The organism is Paenibacillus cellulositrophicus, from assembly GCF_009363095.1.
In the GTDB taxonomy this organism is placed as follows: domain Bacteria; phylum Bacillota; class Bacilli; order Paenibacillales; family Paenibacillaceae; genus Paenibacillus_AQ; species Paenibacillus_AQ favisporus.
Map to the genome: position 1 here is coordinate 2085186 of NZ_CP045295.1, position 15311 is coordinate 2100496.

Consider the following 15311-nt stretch of genomic DNA (forward strand, 5'->3'; position numbering starts at 1 on the left):
AGGCATAATCCATGAATATCAGCAGCCGGTTTTCCGTGGCTATTCATATCCTTTCGATTCTGGAAGTCAACAAGACGGGTACCAATACGTCTGATTTTATAGCTTCAAGCGTCAACACGAACCCGGTCGTGATCCGGAGAATTACAGGCATGCTCAGCAAGGCGGGATTGGTCGAAGTGAAGCCGGGGGTCCCCGGTGCCAAGCTGGCCAAGGATCCTAGTGATATAACGCTGCTGGACATTTACAATGCGGTTAACGTCGTGGAGGAGAACGGCCTGTTCGGCGTCCATGATTCTCCCAACCCGGATTGCACGGTGGGCCGCAACATCCAGGGAGTGATCGTCCCGCTGTTCACCAGCGCGCAGAAAGCGATGGAGAACGTGCTCGCTGCCGTTAAGCTCCAGGACATCATCCAAGACATCGAAGCGCTTGAAATGTAACGTACGCCCCGACTCCCGACCCGGAAGAGGGGCGTGTTTTTTCGTGTTGTAGGTTCGCCGTCCATATTGATTTGACAATCGCCCAACATGTAACTACAATAGTTACAGGAATACACATGATAATCAGGAGGGAATTTTATATGAATATTGGAGTTATTGGAGCCAGCGGCAAGGCTGGACGCCTTATTGTAGAGGAAGCGCTGAACCGAGGACACCAGGTGACGGCGATCGTTCGTGATGCAGGCCGCGTTACGGGGAACGTCAGCGTTCTGGAGAAAGATGTGTTTGACCTGACGGCTGAAGATGTGAAGCCGTTTGATGTTGTCGTCAACGCCTTCGGCGCCAAGCCCGGGGACGAGCATCTTCACGTCGAAGCCGGAAGATCGCTGATTTCCGTCCTGAAGGAAGCACCGTCGACCCGGCTGATCGTCGTGGGAGGCGCAGGCAGCCTGTTTGTCGACGAAGCACAGACCACCCGCGTCATGGATACGCCAGATTTTCCGAAGGAATACTTCGCTACGGCATCCAATCAGGGCAAAAACCTCGAGGATCTGCAGCAGTCCAGCGGGATTCAGTGGACCTTTATCAGTCCGTCGGCCTTTTTTGATCCCGAAGGGGCAAGAACCGGCTCCTATCAGGCCGGAAAGGACCAGCTTCTCGTCAACTCAGCCGGCAGCAGCTATATCAGCTACGCGGACTACGCGATTGCCGTCCTTGATGAAATCGAGCATCCGCAGCATCGGAACGAACGGTTCACCGTTGTGGGCGAAGCCAAATAAATAGATTTATTGACAAAAGAGACGATCCCCTTTCTTGGGACCGTCTCTTTTATTTACCGGAAAGGCAGTTTCACGCTTATTTCGATTCCATCATCGAAGGAGCGGCCTTCCAGCTCATCTCCTCCAAAAGGGCGCGAACCCGTTCCAACATCATGTCCACATGCTCGGCATGCATATCTTTGAGGAGCGACATATTTTCCGGCTCGGCAATATAGCTGAGTGTGTTCAGGAACAGCTCCGTCTCCAAATCGATTAACGCGATTTCCCGCGCCCGGCCAATTAAATCCTCGTAGGGCATGCAATCCGGAGGGACATCGAGCCTAAGATGCAGAGCGATCTCCTTCAGCTTGGTTTTCGCCGCCATATGGGCGAGAATCAGTGCCGGCTGCAGCTGTCCCTCGTCTTTGAGCAGGATCGCCAGATTCATATGACTCCTGGATAATTCACTCCAAATGCGGGTCTTGGCGGACTGGAGGGAATCCCCATCCGCGTTAAGTTCCCTTTCTTTAACCAGGCTCGAGTTTGTTGTGTATGGACTCATTCCCAATCATACCTCCCTTGGAGCAGCACTTCTGCAGGAACTGAAGCCGGTATGGCTTGCCGGCGCGAAGTAAGGGGGTGCATACTCATCTTGAGTGTCGGCATATAGACTGCCGAAAGTGCTTGCCGCCTGCGGCGTCCTGTATCGGTCACCCAAGACGGGAACGTTCCCATCTTGACCGTGGCGGGCTTTAGGCTTGATAACTGCTGGCACTCTTTGTTGTATATTTCGGTTTTTTCTGCATCAAAATGAAGGGTTTTCCATATTAAATAGCTTTCTCCAACCATTTGTGTAGTATTGGGGATTCGCCATGGCAAGGTGGCCCTCCCGCCTCCTGCTTCCTCCCTATTTTTTTCATCACGGCTCCAAGTACGGTGCTATAATGAAGAGGTTGGTTTCAAATACATCATGACAATGATCTCGAAAAAGGAAGCTGAGCTATGATTGGAGACATACTTCTGGAAGTGGTGCTGCCCGTCTTTGTGCTGATTGGAATCGGTTCATGGATGCAGCGCGTGTTCCGCCTGGATTTGTACACACTGGCCAAAATCAATTTTTACTGCATAACCCCTGCCGCCGTCTTTATGAGCATGTATCATTCGGATATGTCGGGCGAGCTGCTCGGGAATGTGACACTCTTTTACGCATTATATGTATTCATTCTATACGTGATAGGGACCTTGGTCGCCCGCCCGCTGAAATTCACCAAAAGCATGCGCGCCGCGTTCAACAACAGCATCATGCTGGACAACTCGGGCAACTACGGGATGCCGATCAATGCCCTGGTGTTCAAGGGGGACCCCCTCGCCAGCTCCATGCAGGCGCTGATCATGTCGCTGCAGAGCCTCCTGACGTTCACTTATGGAGTCATATCGATTCAGGGCGCCAAGCTGAAAGGCAATTACCGCAGCATGATTATCGGTTTTCTGAAAATGCCGGTCCCGTACGCGCTCGTGCTCGGAATCGTGCTGCATGCCGTGCATGCCCCGCTGCCCCTGTTCGTATCGCAGCCGCTCACCTATGCTCAGCAGTCGATGGTGGCCGTCGCCCTGCTGACGCTGGGGGCCCAGATCGTCAAGTATCCGCTCAAACTGTACCGTTTGGACGTATATATCAGCCTGTTCCTCCGCCTCATCATCGGCCCGGTCATCGGCGTAACACTCGTGTTTGCGCTTGGAATGAAGGGGATTCCGGCCCAGGCGCTGCTCATCGCATCCGGCATGCCGACCGGGGTCAACACGTCGATTTTGGCGGAAGAGTACAACAACGAGCCGGATTTTGCGGCGCAAACCGTCCTGATTTCCACGCTGTTTAACATTATTACGATTACGGGATTGATTTCACTGGCGAAAATGTTCTGAAATAGAGGCGAAATGCCTCTATTTTTTTGTATATATCGGCCAAGTCTGCTCCCGCCCTAGCGGGAACCAAGGACGAATTGGCGCGGCGTAACGCCGAGCACCCGCTTGAAATGCCGGTGAAAATGGCTTTGGTCGCTGAAGTTAAGCACTGCCGCCACTTCGTGAACGGGAAGACCGGACAGCAGCAGCTGCTGTGACCTGCGGATCCGCTCCCGGATCATATACTGGTGCGGCGGCAGGCCTGTGGTCTGTTTAAACAGCCTGACCAGATGGGATGAGCTGATATGGGCGGCTGCAGCCAGGTCTTCGAGAGAGATATCCTGGTCCAGAAACGCATTGATGTACTGCAGCGCTTGATCCAGCTGATTTTTGTCCAGCTTATGCGGGGCCGCCCGGCTTCCGGCTTTGGTGCCTGAACCGTAGCGGTCGAGCATATGCACGGTGAGCATGCGCATCAAGGAATCCGAATAGAGCCTGCCGCCCATCCCCCCGCTCTGCTGCTCTTCGTGAAGCCAGCGGACCAGCTGGACGAGCCGTTCATCCTGCAGCCGGATCTGTGTCGCGAAATCGATCTGCCTGGCTCCTCCGGGCAGCTCCAGCTCACCGGCTACCTTTTGGACCAGGTCAGGGCTCAGGTCGAGACGGAAGAAATCTAGCTCCCTGTCCCACCGGCACAATGACATGTCGCCTGCAGAGAACACGTTGATATGTCCTGGCCAGGCCACCCCTTCCCCGCTGTATCCGTCGGAACGCTCAAACACGCGGACCGGCTCCTTGGTACGGTGAATGACCATGAGGTGCCCCGTTAATACCGGCTCAAAGGCTTCCTGCGGGGGGACTTGCTCCAAACTGGACAACGTATACTCCGGCTTCTCCACGATCCTGTTCTCACCCTTTCCCACTGCTGGCCGTATCGGCAATGCGTTCTCCTCCCTGCCGCTTGGATGCAAATGAAACGCTTTTTTTTCCATTCTAAACGCTGCTTCCTTCCCTGACAAAGGGTACTTCGGCCCAAATGAGCATTTTGTTCAAAAAAGACGATCAACCGGTTCAAGAAACCGTCCCCGGATTCCCCGTATACTTGGGTTCAAGAAGGGCATCAACCCTATAACATGAATGGAGGCGTTAAAGCATGAAATATGCAAGACTCGGAAACTCGGGACTGATCGTGTCCAAACTGGCATTCGGAGCAATGACTTTTGGCACGGGAAAACTCCCAAGCGTCTATAAGGTAGGCCCATCAGCTGCCCGGCAGCTGGTGGACGAGGCGCTGGCGGCAGGCATCAATTTCTTCGATACCGCGGATGGTTACGCCGACGGGCAAAGTGAGGAAATGCTGGGGCAGCTGCTCGGTTCAAGGCGGCAGGAAGTGGTCATTGCCACCAAAGGCGGCTTCCGTGCGGGCCCTGCGCTTGTTCAGTCGGGCTTGTCCCGCAAGCATTTGTTTGCCCCCGCAGAGGCGAGCCTGAAACGCCTCGGCACCGATTACATCGATTTGTACATCGTTCACAAGACGGATCCCTTCACGCCGCTGGAAGAAACGCTCGAAGCGCTGAACGACTTGGTCCGGCAGGGAAAAGTCCGCTATATCGGCTTCTCCAACTGGCCGGCCTGGCTGGCGGCCAAGGCGGTGCAAATCCAGCGCGAACGGGGCTGGGCCACCTTCATTAGCGGACAGATGTATTATTCCCTGGTCGGCAGGGACGTCGAGTACGATATCCTGCCGTTCATGAAGGACGCGGGCGTCGGGCTGACGGTATGGAGCCCGCTGGCCGGCGGATTTCTAAGCGGCAAGTATTCCCGCAGCAATTTGCAGGATCCGGACGGACGGCTGAGCGGCTTTGACATCATTCCGTTCGACAAGGAATGGGGGTTTGCCGTGCTGGACCACGTTCACAGCATCGCCGATGCGCATGGCGTGACGGCTGCACAGGTATCGCTTGCCTGGCTGCTGTCCAAAGCCGGCGTCAGCAGCGTCCTGGTGGGCGCCAGCAAAATGAGCCAGCTGGAGGACAATTTGAAAGCCATCGACCTGGAGCTGACGGCTGAGGAGATGCTGCTGCTGGATCAAGCCACACAGCCGCGCCCGCTCTACCCGAATTGGTTTGCCGATTCGATGCTGGATGCGGAGCACATGAAAGCGCTGGGGTAAGTTCGTTCATATTCAGTTCATAAACATCGTGTATTTTGGTTTCATTCCAAAAAAGCAAATAGAGAAATGAGGGAGTTTGGAGTGAAATCAAATCGAAACACGCTGATTTTGATCGGACTGATGATCGGTCTGATTTTTGCGGAGCTGGACGAAACCGTCGTATCCACGGCGATGCCTACCATCATCCGCGATTTGCACGGCCTGGCGCTGTACGGCTGGGTCGCCGGCATTTATATGCTGGCTGCGACCATTTTCATGCCGATCCTCGGCAAGCTGGCCGACATTTACGGCCGGAAAGTCGTTTATTTAAGCTGCATGGCGCTCTTTATCGCAGGATCGATCGTATGCGGCCTCGCCCCATCGATGACGGTGCTGCTTGTCGGTCGGGGCATTCAGGGCATTGGAGCCGGGGGGCTCATGCCGATCGCCTTAGCCATCATCGGAGATTCATACCCGCTGGAGAAACGCGCCAAAATCCAGAGCCTGTTCGGCCCCATGATGATCATTCCCCAGCTGCTGGGTCCGACGGTGGGCGGATATTTGGTCGGTCACGTCAACTGGCACTGGGTGTTCCTGATCAACATTCCGGTTGGCCTGATCGCCGCCCTGGTGCTCGGAATCGGCATGCGGGAATCGCGCGGAGACGAGAAAAAGCCGATCGACTGGCTTGGTTCATCGGTGCTTACCTTAAGCATGCTGTCCCTGCTTATGTCACCGGTTCTGGTCGATAACCAGGGTCTGGCCTGGTCTTCGCCAACGATTATCGGACTGCTGGTTATCGGCGCCTTGCTGCTCGGTCTGTTTATCTGGATCGAGACGAAAGTCAAGGAGCCGATTATCCCGCTGCATTTGTTCCGTAACCGCAATGTGGTCGTGCTGTCGCTGCTGGTCTTTATTCTCATGCTGGGCCTGATGGGCGGTATCGCCACCTTCCCGTACTTTGCCCAAAATGTGATGGGGCTGACACCGACGCAATCCGGGTACCTCATGCTGGCGTTTATGGCCGGCGCCATTCCGTCGAGCATCGTTAACGGATTTTTAATTACCCGGGTTCCATACCGCAATCTGTTTATTATCTGCTTTATCCTGCCGGTCATCGGCATCTATCTGCTGACGCAGCTCGGCATTCACACGTCCGTGGTGTATATCGTCGCTTCCTTCTTTATTCTGGGCCTCGGCCTCGGCGCCCTGTTCGGCGGCGACAATCTGATCGTGCAGGAATCGGTGTCCAAGGAAAACAGCGGCATTGCGCTCGGCACCGTGCAGCTGATCCAGTCGCTCGGCACGACGATCGGCCTCAGCGTCTTCGGCAGCCTGCTTGCCAAGCATATCAAGGATGGCGTCTCCTCCATTGCCGGACAGCTTCCTGAAGGAAGCGCAGAGCACCTGGCTACGGGAGGCATCCCGGCAAATCTGGCGCCGGACTTGGTGCTGAAGGTGCAGACCGTCTTTGTGGACGCGTTCCAAAACTTGTTCGGCATCGCGTTCGTGTTTATCCTGGTCTCCTTTGTGATCACCTGGTTTTTGAAAAAGGGAGTGCTCACCAGCAAGGAAGCGGCGGCCGAGTCGGGACACAGCTGAGCCGGCAGGCCGTAGTTCTAAACTTATAAATGTGGCTGAACGCTTCTCTAGCCATGCATGGCAATCCAAAATAAATAGCGACAGTCTTGGGATCAAAAATCTCCCCGGACTGTCGCTATTTCATTTCCAGCTATCCGCTGTTTCTATTCCCCCGTTTTGGCAAATCGCTCGATTCTTTCGCCGATCTGATCGCGTACACGTTGAAATACGGCCCACTTCTCTTCCTCTGTACCCTGGGCTTTCGCCGGATCGTCAAATCCCCAATGCTCACGTCTGACTTGCGGTGGAGTGACGGGGCATTTGTCAGCCGCATCGCCGCAGAGGGTCACCACGAAATCAGCCTCGTTAAGGAGTGTGGGATCAATGATATCAGAGGTTTGACCGGAAATATCAATCCCTGCTTCTTCCATGGCTTTGACGGCATTGGGATTGAGCCCGTGAGCTTCAATGCCCGCACTGTGCACATTCCAGTCGTCACCCAGGTATTTTTTCGCCCAGCCTTCAGCCATTTGACTCCGGCAGGAGTTGCCTGTGCACAAAAAGTAAATTGTTTTCTTGTTCATATGAGCATGTCTCCTTGGATATAAAAATTATAAAATCGCCAACCACAAATACAGGCCCAGCAGCGTAATCAAAAGGGTAGGAATTGTCAGGATAATTCCGGTTCTAAAATACGTCCCCCAGGAGATTTTGACCCCTTTGGCGGACAGCACATGAAGCCATAGGAGTGTCGCCAGTGATCCAATGGGAGTCATCTTCGGCCCTAAGTCGGAACCGATGACATTGGCATACGCCAGAGCCTCTTTGATGGCATCGGTGGTGTGGGTGGATTGTATGGCCAGGGCATCAATCATGACGGTGGGCAAATTGTTCATTACAGATGACAGCACGGCAGATATAAAGCCCATTGAGATCGTCGCCGCAAACAATCCCTGATCAGCTGCCGACTGAATGACTTGAGCTAATAAGTCCGTCAGCCCGGCATTCCGCAAGCCATACACCACCACATACATGCCAATGGAGAAAAAGACGATGGCCCACGGGGCCCCCTTAACTACATCCTTGACCGGAACGATTGGACTTTTTCTTGCCATAAGCAAAAAGAAGATCGCGATGACACCAGCGACGATGGATACCGGTATATTTAAAAATTCGCTCGCAAAATATCCAACCAGCAGTATGGCAAGCACAACCCAGGACAATCTGAACATTGCAGGATCCTTGATCGCATCCTCCGGGTTCCTTAGATCGGCGGCATCAAACTTCGCGGGGATGCTCTTTCGGAAGAACAGGTAGAGAACGATGATGCTGGCTCCTAGAGCAAATAAATCCGGGATGATCATATGGCCGGCGTATTCCATGAAGGAAATACCGAAGAAGTCAGCAGACACGATATTTACGAGGTTGCTGACAACCAGCGGCAGTGAGGTCGTATCTGCAATAAACCCGCTGGCGATAATGAACGGGAACACCTTCTTTTCATCGAATCTGAGCGCCCGCATCATCGCGAGAACAATCGGCGTCAGGATCAGCGCAGCACCGTCATTTGCAAAAAATGCAGCCACAACAGCACCGAGGAACGAGACATAAATAAACATCCGCAGACCGCTGCCGCGAGCGGCCCTTGCCATATGGAGCGCAGCCCACTCGAAAAATCCGATGCTGTCCAGAATAAGCGAAATAAGGATAATGGCTACAAAAGCGAGCGTAGCATTCCATACGATTTGCGTGACATCCCAAACGTCCTGGAACCGGACCACCCCAAGGAGCAGAGCAAGAACCGCACCTCCACAGGCCGACCACCCGATCGACAGGTTTTTGGGCTGCCAGATGACGAGAACTAATGTGATCAAAAATATGACGCAAGCCAATACAACGGTTACCATTTCAACCTCCGTGCGAACTGTCGCTGATCTTGTTTGTAAACATTCGCAAATCATTATATAACTATGTACTTATATGATCAACAAAAGAAAACTTACTTGCACACGGAAGTTAAATGCTGTTTGTTTAATGCGGATAATATGGTTTGGGAATCGGGCGTGAGATCCAATACAGCCTTGATATACGGTTTATCAGCTACATTTAGGGAGTAGTACACCCATTGTCCGCGCTTACTTTCCTTCACCACTCCCTGAGATTTCAGCTTTCTTAAATGCTGGCTTACCGCAGGCTGGGAGACCTCCAGGATCTCAACAAGCTCACAAACACAAAATTCCCGGTCCTTAAGTAAGGATAATATGGTAAGGCGGGTGTTATCGCTTAGCAGCTTTAGCTTATCCGCCATTTCGCGAATTTGTTCCATAAGGGTCCCTCCTTTTCGTGATATATAAGCGAATGATTATATGATATGATGATGAGAAATAAAAATCAAATCCATAGAAATGCATCTGTATCCAAAAAAACATTTGCATCATGCAAATAAATACAGTATAAATGAATCACGAGGTGAAAAACGCCATGGAAAGCACTCGCGAACTATTCCAGATCATGACCCGCCGCTTTGGCTTGCTCAATAAAAATTGCTGTACCGTGGGTGGGCACGATCTCACACCGGTTCAAAGCCACATTTTGTTCGAGGTCGACCGCCAGCATCATCCTTCGATCCAGCAGATCGCGGAAACATTAGGCACCGATATCACAACATTCAGCCGCCAAATACAATCCCTGATTAAAATGAACCTGATCAAAAAGACGCCTGATCCTACAGATCGCCGGGTTTCAACGCTCGCTCTAACGGTTGAAGGGAAGTACGTCGCTGCCACCATCGACCATCAAATGAACGCTTATCTGGATGATGTATTTTCTTTTATGACCGAGTTTGAGAAAGAGACCGTTCTCCGGTCCATTAAATTGATGAATGAAGCGATGGCCAAATCCGATTATTGCTGCAAGCCGATGTTAGGGTAATTTTTTTTTACCCTTCATTACTTGCAATTTGCAATTAATTTTCATATACAGCCCCTTGATCTATGTCAAATGGCTTTGCTGCTTCCCGCAGCGGGTCATTCAACATACACAACCCTTTAAGGAGGTCCTTCGATGTACGATCACTTTTACACCGCCGAGTACCTGATGAAAATGAACGAACAGCAAGTGCAAAAAACGGCTCGGCAAGCATGGAAATGGTCCACGGAAAAACCAAAAATGGGTCGGTATAAATTCCTGGACTCTGTCCATAAAGCGAAGTCAGTTCCTTGCTGCTCTCCACCCATTCAGGCTTGCTGCTAAAGTGCTGCTGACCATTGATCGATTCCAAATCCATTCTAAGGAGTGTTATCCATGTCAAAGTTAACGAATGATGAAATCCGCCAAAACGTGCGTAGCCGATATAAGCAGATCGCCGTTGCTGAGATGAATGCTGGATCTTGCTGCCAACCGGACAACAGCCAAGCCAGCTGCTGCAGCACGCCTTCCGATTTTAATTCGATCTCAAGCCGATTAGGTTACTCTGACGACGAATTAAAAGCGGCACCTGAAGGCGCAAACCTTGGTTTGGGATGCGGTAACCCGCAGGCAATTGCTTCTTTAAAGGCAGGTGAAGTCGTGCTGGATTTGGGAAGCGGCGGCGGATTTGACTGTTTTTTGGCATCGCGCCAGGTAGGAGATACGGGTAAAGTCATCGGCGTCGACATGACTCCCGAAATGGTCAGCCGTGCACGCAGCAATGCAGTGAAAGGCCATTTCAAGAACACCGATTTCCGTCTGGGGGAAATTGAGCATCTTCCCGTAGCTGATCACACGGTTGATACTATTATTTCGAACTGCGTGGTCAATTTATCTCCAGATAAACAGCAGGTGTTTCATGATTCTTTTCGTGTACTGAAAAGCGGAGGCCGGCTGGCCATTTCGGATATCGTTACAACAGCAGATTTACCTCCTGAGATCAAAAACGACCTGGATGAATTGTATTCAGGCTGCATTTCAGGGGCTTCTTCCGTCAGCGAAATAGAAGCGATGCTTAGACAAAGCGGGTTTACAAACATTAGCGTTGAACCTAAGGATGAGTCCAAAGCGTTTATTAAGGATTGGGTCCAAGGATCAAATATTGAGGATTACATTGTTTCGGCTGTCATCCAAGCCACCAAGCCTTAAGCTAGTGGAATGCCGTTCTGTTTACCCATGTCCACCCATATTATGGCTCTTGTTCCAGCCGAGATGTGTTATATTAGTACCATCTCGGGTAAATACATAATTATGGAATTTTTAGGGGTGAACAGCTATTGGATTTGGAAAGAAGGATTGAGCAGCTCGAAGCGAAAATGAAAGCGATGGAGCTGGAGCTGAACGAACTTAGACGGGATAGGCCGGGTGTGGGCGATCCTCGGCAGCAGCCGGTGAATCCGGGAGCCAATGCCCAGCGGCCTTTGCAGCCGCAGGTTCCCTATGCGTCGCCGCAGGCACCGGGCGCTGCATACCCGAACCCGTCTGGGGCACAGCCTTACCAGGGGCATCCAGGCCAGCAGCCGATGCCTGGGCGGCCGGGAGTGCCGGGGTACCCTGGAGGTCCCGGCATGGGGCCGTATCCGGGCCAGCCGGGAACCGCAGGTTACCAGGCGCAGGCGGGCCCGCACCAAGTCCAGCCGGGCCAAGAGCCGTACTATGGCCAGCCCCGTCCCGCCGGGCCGCAGGCCCAGCGGCCGCCTAAGCCGCCCGTGGACTGGGAGCATGCCATCGCCCGGGTCTGGCTGCCGCGCGTGTTTATCGTCGTGCTGCTGCTCGGCGTCCTGTGGGGCTTTATCGCCGCCGTGTCGGCGGGGTATCTGACGCAGCCGGTACGCTGCCTCCTCGGCCTGGTTGCCGCTGGCGCCATGTACTTCTTCGGGGAGCGGCAGGTCCGGGCGCAGCGGGAAGGATTGGCGCAGGTACTGCTCGGCGGCTCTGTCGCCGTGCTCATGCTGACCTTTTTTGCGGCGCATCATCTATATGAATTGATTCCGTCCTGGTTAGCTTTCCTATTATATATCTTGTCCATCGCCCTGGGGGTGTGGACCGCCGTAAGGCGCCGCTCCCAGACGCTCGTGATCATTATGACCGTCGGCGGTTATCTCATTCCGTTCCTTGTGAAATCCACGGAACCGAATGCCTGGATCGCCGCAGGTTTCGAGCTCGTCTTTTCCCTAGCGATGACGGCGCTATCGATCCGCTATGCTTACCGTGCCGCCTACTTCGTGTCCATTGGCGTGCTGCATCTGCCGCTGATGATTCTATACATGGCGGGCGATTTCGAAGGCAGCCGGCATGTCTTCCTCGGCGCGGTATTCCTGCAGCACGCCCTGCTGCTCGTCCTCTCGCTGGTCCGTCCGTACCGCCACCGCGTAGACGAGACGGTATCGCTCATGACCGGCTTCGGGCTGGTCGTGCTGTGGATTTACGCTTTGTACAATCAGGCGGGCGGCCCCGGTCCCGAATCGATGATGATGATCATCTGGGCCGTCATTTACAGCCTGATCGCCCTCTGGCGGGTGATGAGCGGCCGCATTCCTCACGAATACATGGCGATCGCGACCTGCGCATGGCTCATTTGGCTGGTTGAAATCGTCAGCCGGGAGGCACTGCCGCTGTCTGTCCTGATCGAGGCATCCCTGGGGCTCTGCCTCGGTATCCTGCTGAGAAGCCGGATGCAGCAGCTCACGTCCGCCATTCTGTATTTGTTTGGGGGACTGAGCATTCTGCAGCTGATCATTCACGAGATCCTGTCGATCGAAACGCTGTCCTGGATCGCGCTCCTGGCCAGCCTGGCAGGCTTGTCGGCGGTCCTCCGCAGACATCTGGCCGAAGAATGGCAGTGGAAAGTACCGGATATTCTGATGTGGTCCGCCGCGCTGCTGTCCATCGTCTTCCTGACGGAAGTGACCTCGGTCCTGACGCGGAATCTGTCGTTCGACCTTCAGCATTTGATCCTGTCGGCCGAATACGCGCTCTATGCGATCATCGTTATTATTTACGGCGTCATGGTGGGTAAATCGATGGTCCGCCTGGCCGGACTGATCGTCCTGCTGATCACGCTGCTCAAGGTCATCTTCTTCGACCTGCCGGGCGTGTCGCTGGCCGTGCGGGCGATCCTGTTCATCGGTCTGGGCGTCGCCGGGATCGCCGTTTCCCGAATATTGTACAAACGCAAAGGGGCCGATACCGAAGCCCCGCCGGGACCTCCGTCGCTCCCGCCGGAATAAATACGAAATGACCGCGCCGCGCGAGAGTTATTCTACTTGACTCAAAAAGCGATGGCACGGGAGCCGTTCTTATCGATTTCCAAAATAAAATAAAGGGTGCCTGCACATCCCCGATGGATGCAGGCACCCTTTTTTTTATGAAAACAGCCAACCACTCGCTAGCCCTCCAGCAGAACGGATCTCAGCTCCCCATAGCCCCCCAGAATATGATGGGGCTGATGTCCGGTCGCAAACGGCTCGACATTCCGGTGGTTAAACCAGACAGATGTCCACCCCGCCTCCAGCGCGCCGATGACGTCGTTGTTCCAGGAGTCGCCGATGTACCAGCTTGAACCAGGCTCCGTTGCCGTCACCTCATTGACATGGCGGAACAGCAGGGGATCCGGCTTGTCGATGCCCACTGCCCCGGATACGAATACCCGGTCCAAGCCCACGAGCTTGTCCAGTCCGAGCGCACGGACTTTGTTCATTTGATGTTCCTTCGGGCCATTGGTGATCACGCCGACTACATCGCCTCGCTCCTGGAGCTCCCGGATCAGCTCCTGCGCCCCCGGAAACAGGCGAATGTCGAACTGACCCTCCAAATAGGCCGCCTGAATCGCAGCCGCCTGCTCCCGGTCCTCGTCGAGGCCGAACTCCGCAAGGGCCAGCTGAATCCGCTGCTCGCGCATGTCCTCCAGATCCCCCGCATTCGCCGGATCATTCACATGTCCATGCCGGGCCGACAGCAAGTCGCTGTAATGCCGGAACCGGTGGTATACTTGTTCATAAGGAAAGCCGTCCGGCGGCGATATCAAGCGATCGAGCGCCTGCCGCAGCGGTTCCAGATGGTCATACAGCGTATCGTCCACGTCAAAAAATACCGCTCTTTGTTCACCCATTTTCTTGTTCTCCCCCATCTTCCTGTCCGCGATCACATGCCGGCTGCTGCCCGCATTAGCCCTCATATTGTACCATACAGCGGGCTTTTGGGACGCCTCAGCCGCTGTTTCAGCAGGGAAAAATCCGGATAACGGCTTATGATAAGCCCTTTCAATTGTGACGAAACTGGCAACATTGACAAAGCCTTGTGCAATTTTGAACAAAAATGAAAATCCCCGATTTTCAGCGATTACAGTGATTTTTCGCACAATTTGAGGTTTTTTTTAAAATCATGTGAAGATGTTCACAGAATTAATGTAAATGATTTACATTTATTACTTTTGTTGCATTTGTTTTCACTTCCCCGGATTACTAAGCTATGGCTATAAGGTTCATTATTTTTAGACCAATTCAGCTACATGTAACGCTAGAAAGGAGCTCACTGTGAAGAAAAAAAGATGGTTATTTCTTGGTTTATTTGTATCCATCATGTTGCTGCTTAGCGGATGCGACTCGTCGTCACTCATCGTGCTAGATCCGAAAGGTCCGCAGGCAAAAACGCAATCCAGCACGATTATTTTCTCCATCCTGATGATGGCTTTCGTCTTGATTGTTGTTTATATCTTGTACATCATCATGCTGACCAAATACCGGGCAAGCAAAACCAGTGACGATTATATCCCGCCTCATATAGAAGGTAACAAATGGCTCGAGTTCACCTGGATTGCGATTCCGGTTATCATTGTGGCCATTCTATCGGTTGTCACGGTCAAAACGACCAGTGCGGTGGAAAGTGTTCCTGCCGGTTACGAGGATCAGAAGCCGCTGGTTATCTATGCCGCATCGTCCAACTGGAAATGGCACTTCAGTTATCCTGAAGAAGGCGTTGAAACGGTGAACTATGTGAATATTCCTACAAACCGGCCGATCGAGTTCCGCCTGTATTCTTACGGACCGATTACGAGCTTCTGGGTGCCGCAGCTTGGCGGACAGAAGTACGCCATGAGCGACATGGTCAACACGCTTCACCTGCTGGCCGACACACCGGGTTCCTTCATGGGACGTAACTCCAACTTCTCCGGTAAAGGCTATGCGCAGATGGAGTTTGAGGTACAGTCCATGAGCGCCGGAGACTTTAGCAAATGGGTCGACGACGTGAAGAAAACCGCGCCTCAATTGACTGAGGACAAATTTAACGCGCTGCTGAAAACCTCCTACGTTGGACGGGAATCCTTCTCTTCCACGCACCTCGGGTTCAACCCGCCGCCTGAAATGGATATGTCCGAAGGACATCACGGCAGCGGCAGCAGCGACAAAGATTCCGGCTCGGAAACGATGGATCATTCGGATATGAGCAATATGGAAGATATGGGGTCCATGGAACATGGAAACTAACATCAACTGGAAAGGAGACCTATCT

Annotated in this window: 17 protein-coding genes; 9 read left to right on the plus strand and 8 right to left on the minus strand. The window is 53.2% G+C overall.

Going from position 1 to position 15311, the window contains the following annotated elements:
• Positions 1-11: 11 nt before the first annotated feature.
• Together GCU45_RS09540 and GCU45_RS09545 are read left to right on the plus strand one after the other, a co-directional pair.
• Entirely contained in the window at positions 12-440 is a 429-nt protein-coding gene (locus GCU45_RS09540) for an Rrf2 family transcriptional regulator (RefSeq protein ID WP_076173635.1), read from the plus strand.
• 140 nt (positions 441-580) lie between these two features.
• Positions 581-1219, plus strand: a complete 639-nt coding sequence (locus GCU45_RS09545) for an NAD(P)-dependent oxidoreductase (RefSeq protein WP_152398755.1) — start codon at positions 581-583, stop codon at positions 1217-1219.
• 76 nt (positions 1220-1295) lie between these two features.
• Here the strand turns inward: GCU45_RS09545 and GCU45_RS09550 are convergent, their stop codons facing one another.
• Together GCU45_RS09550 and GCU45_RS09555 are read right to left on the minus strand one after the other, a co-directional pair.
• Complete coding sequence (locus GCU45_RS09550) at positions 1296-1760, minus strand: hypothetical protein (protein ID WP_152398756.1); 465 nt, start codon at positions 1758-1760, stop codon at positions 1296-1298.
• Positions 1757-2077, minus strand: coding sequence for a hypothetical protein (locus GCU45_RS09555; RefSeq protein WP_152398757.1), 321 nt, complete (start codon positions 2075-2077; stop codon positions 1757-1759). The genes GCU45_RS09550 and GCU45_RS09555 overlap by 4 nt, the downstream gene beginning before the upstream one ends.
• Before the next feature lie 123 nt (positions 2078-2200).
• Here GCU45_RS09555 and GCU45_RS09560 point away from each other — a divergent pair, with 123 nt between their 5' ends.
• Positions 2201-3121 carry an AEC family transporter gene (locus GCU45_RS09560; RefSeq protein ID WP_152398758.1) on the plus strand — a complete coding sequence of 307 codons (921 nt, stop codon included), beginning with the start codon at positions 2201-2203 and terminating at the stop codon, positions 3119-3121.
• A gap of 56 nt (positions 3122-3177) precedes the next feature.
• Here the strand turns inward: GCU45_RS09560 and GCU45_RS09565 are convergent, their stop codons facing one another.
• The gene (locus GCU45_RS09565) at positions 3178-4092 is read right to left on the minus strand and encodes a helix-turn-helix transcriptional regulator (RefSeq protein ID WP_208837110.1); all 915 of its coding nucleotides are present in this window, start codon (positions 4090-4092) and stop codon (positions 3178-3180) included.
• 161 nt (positions 4093-4253) lie between these two features.
• Between GCU45_RS09565 and GCU45_RS09570 the strand changes: the two genes are divergently transcribed.
• Both GCU45_RS09570 and GCU45_RS09575 read left to right on the plus strand, forming a co-directional pair.
• A complete protein-coding gene (locus tag GCU45_RS09570; protein ID WP_152398759.1) occupies positions 4254-5273 on the plus strand; it encodes an aldo/keto reductase in 1020 nt (339 codons plus the stop codon).
• Positions 5274-5354: 81 nt separating this feature from the next.
• Positions 5355-6854: an MDR family MFS transporter gene (locus GCU45_RS09575; RefSeq protein ID WP_244169370.1), complete on the plus strand. Its 1500-nt coding sequence runs from the start codon at positions 5355-5357 to the stop codon at positions 6852-6854.
• A gap of 143 nt (positions 6855-6997) precedes the next feature.
• Here the strand turns inward: GCU45_RS09575 and arsC are convergent, their stop codons facing one another.
• From arsC to GCU45_RS09590, 3 genes are all read right to left on the minus strand, one after another.
• A complete protein-coding gene (arsC, locus tag GCU45_RS09580) occupies positions 6998-7417 on the minus strand; it encodes an arsenate reductase (thioredoxin) (protein ID WP_089548513.1) in 420 nt (139 codons plus the stop codon).
• A 27-nt stretch (positions 7418-7444) separates the two neighbouring features.
• Positions 7445-8740 carry an arsenic transporter gene (locus tag GCU45_RS09585; protein ID WP_076173628.1) on the minus strand — a complete coding sequence of 432 codons (1296 nt, stop codon included), beginning with the start codon at positions 8738-8740 and terminating at the stop codon, positions 7445-7447.
• A gap of 92 nt (positions 8741-8832) precedes the next feature.
• Complete coding sequence (locus tag GCU45_RS09590; protein WP_152398760.1) at positions 8833-9159, minus strand: ArsR/SmtB family transcription factor; 327 nt, start codon at positions 9157-9159, stop codon at positions 8833-8835.
• Between the two features lie 155 nt (positions 9160-9314).
• Between GCU45_RS09590 and GCU45_RS09595 the strand changes: the two genes are divergently transcribed.
• Entirely contained in the window at positions 9315-9764 is a 450-nt protein-coding gene (locus tag GCU45_RS09595) for a MarR family winged helix-turn-helix transcriptional regulator (RefSeq protein ID WP_105445029.1), read from the plus strand.
• Positions 9765-9798: 34 nt separating this feature from the next.
• On the opposite strand, the gene GCU45_RS09600 is transcribed toward GCU45_RS09595, so the two are convergent.
• Positions 9799-10119, minus strand: a complete 321-nt coding sequence (locus GCU45_RS09600) for a hypothetical protein (RefSeq protein WP_152398761.1) — start codon at positions 10117-10119, stop codon at positions 9799-9801.
• A 17-nt stretch (positions 10120-10136) separates the two neighbouring features.
• Here GCU45_RS09600 and GCU45_RS09605 point away from each other — a divergent pair, with 17 nt between their 5' ends.
• Positions 10137-10949, plus strand: a complete 813-nt coding sequence (locus GCU45_RS09605; protein WP_152398762.1) for an arsenite methyltransferase — start codon at positions 10137-10139, stop codon at positions 10947-10949.
• A 128-nt stretch (positions 10950-11077) separates the two neighbouring features.
• Positions 11078-13030 (plus strand): DUF2339 domain-containing protein, encoded by a 1953-nt coding sequence (locus GCU45_RS09610; protein ID WP_152398763.1) that lies wholly within the window; start codon positions 11078-11080, stop codon positions 13028-13030.
• Between the two features lie 158 nt (positions 13031-13188).
• Here GCU45_RS09610 and GCU45_RS09615 read toward each other — a convergent pair whose 3' ends face one another.
• A complete protein-coding gene (locus GCU45_RS09615; protein ID WP_152398764.1) occupies positions 13189-13911 on the minus strand; it encodes an HAD family hydrolase in 723 nt (240 codons plus the stop codon).
• Between the two features lie 469 nt (positions 13912-14380).
• Between GCU45_RS09615 and qoxA the strand changes: the two genes are divergently transcribed.
• Entirely contained in the window at positions 14381-15286 is a 906-nt protein-coding gene (gene qoxA / locus GCU45_RS09620; protein ID WP_076173745.1) for a cytochrome aa3 quinol oxidase subunit II, read from the plus strand.
• Positions 15287-15311 lie beyond the last annotated feature (25 nt).

Bases quoted from the DNA above. Each gene is read 5' to 3' on its own strand.
- GCU45_RS09605 (WP_152398762.1), top strand. From the start codon at position 10,137: ATGTCAAAGTTAACGAATGATGAAATCCGCCAAAACGTGCGTAGCCGA.
- GCU45_RS09565 (WP_208837110.1), bottom strand. From the start codon at position 4,092: ATGGAAAAAAAAGCGTTTCATTTGCATCCAAGCGGCAGGGAGGAGAAC.
- GCU45_RS09590 (WP_152398760.1), bottom strand. From the start codon at position 9,159: ATGGAACAAATTCGCGAAATGGCGGATAAGCTAAAGCTGCTAAGCGAT.
- GCU45_RS09615 (WP_152398764.1), bottom strand. From the start codon at position 13,911: ATGGGTGAACAAAGAGCGGTATTTTTTGACGTGGACGATACGCTGTAT.
- GCU45_RS09600 (WP_152398761.1), bottom strand. From the start codon at position 10,119: ATGGATTTGGAATCGATCAATGGTCAGCAGCACTTTAGCAGCAAGCCT.
- GCU45_RS09540 (WP_076173635.1), top strand. From the start codon at position 12: ATGAATATCAGCAGCCGGTTTTCCGTGGCTATTCATATCCTTTCGATT.
- GCU45_RS09570 (WP_152398759.1), top strand. From the start codon at position 4,254: ATGAAATATGCAAGACTCGGAAACTCGGGACTGATCGTGTCCAAACTG.
- qoxA (WP_076173745.1), top strand. From the start codon at position 14,381: ATGTTGCTGCTTAGCGGATGCGACTCGTCGTCACTCATCGTGCTAGAT.
- GCU45_RS09595 (WP_105445029.1), top strand. From the start codon at position 9,315: ATGGAAAGCACTCGCGAACTATTCCAGATCATGACCCGCCGCTTTGGC.
- GCU45_RS09585 (WP_076173628.1), bottom strand. From the start codon at position 8,740: ATGGTAACCGTTGTATTGGCTTGCGTCATATTTTTGATCACATTAGTT.
- GCU45_RS09545 (WP_152398755.1), top strand. From the start codon at position 581: ATGAATATTGGAGTTATTGGAGCCAGCGGCAAGGCTGGACGCCTTATT.
- GCU45_RS09560 (WP_152398758.1), top strand. From the start codon at position 2,201: ATGATTGGAGACATACTTCTGGAAGTGGTGCTGCCCGTCTTTGTGCTG.
- arsC (WP_089548513.1), bottom strand. From the start codon at position 7,417: ATGAACAAGAAAACAATTTACTTTTTGTGCACAGGCAACTCCTGCCGG.
- GCU45_RS09550 (WP_152398756.1), bottom strand. From the start codon at position 1,760: ATGAGTCCATACACAACAAACTCGAGCCTGGTTAAAGAAAGGGAACTT.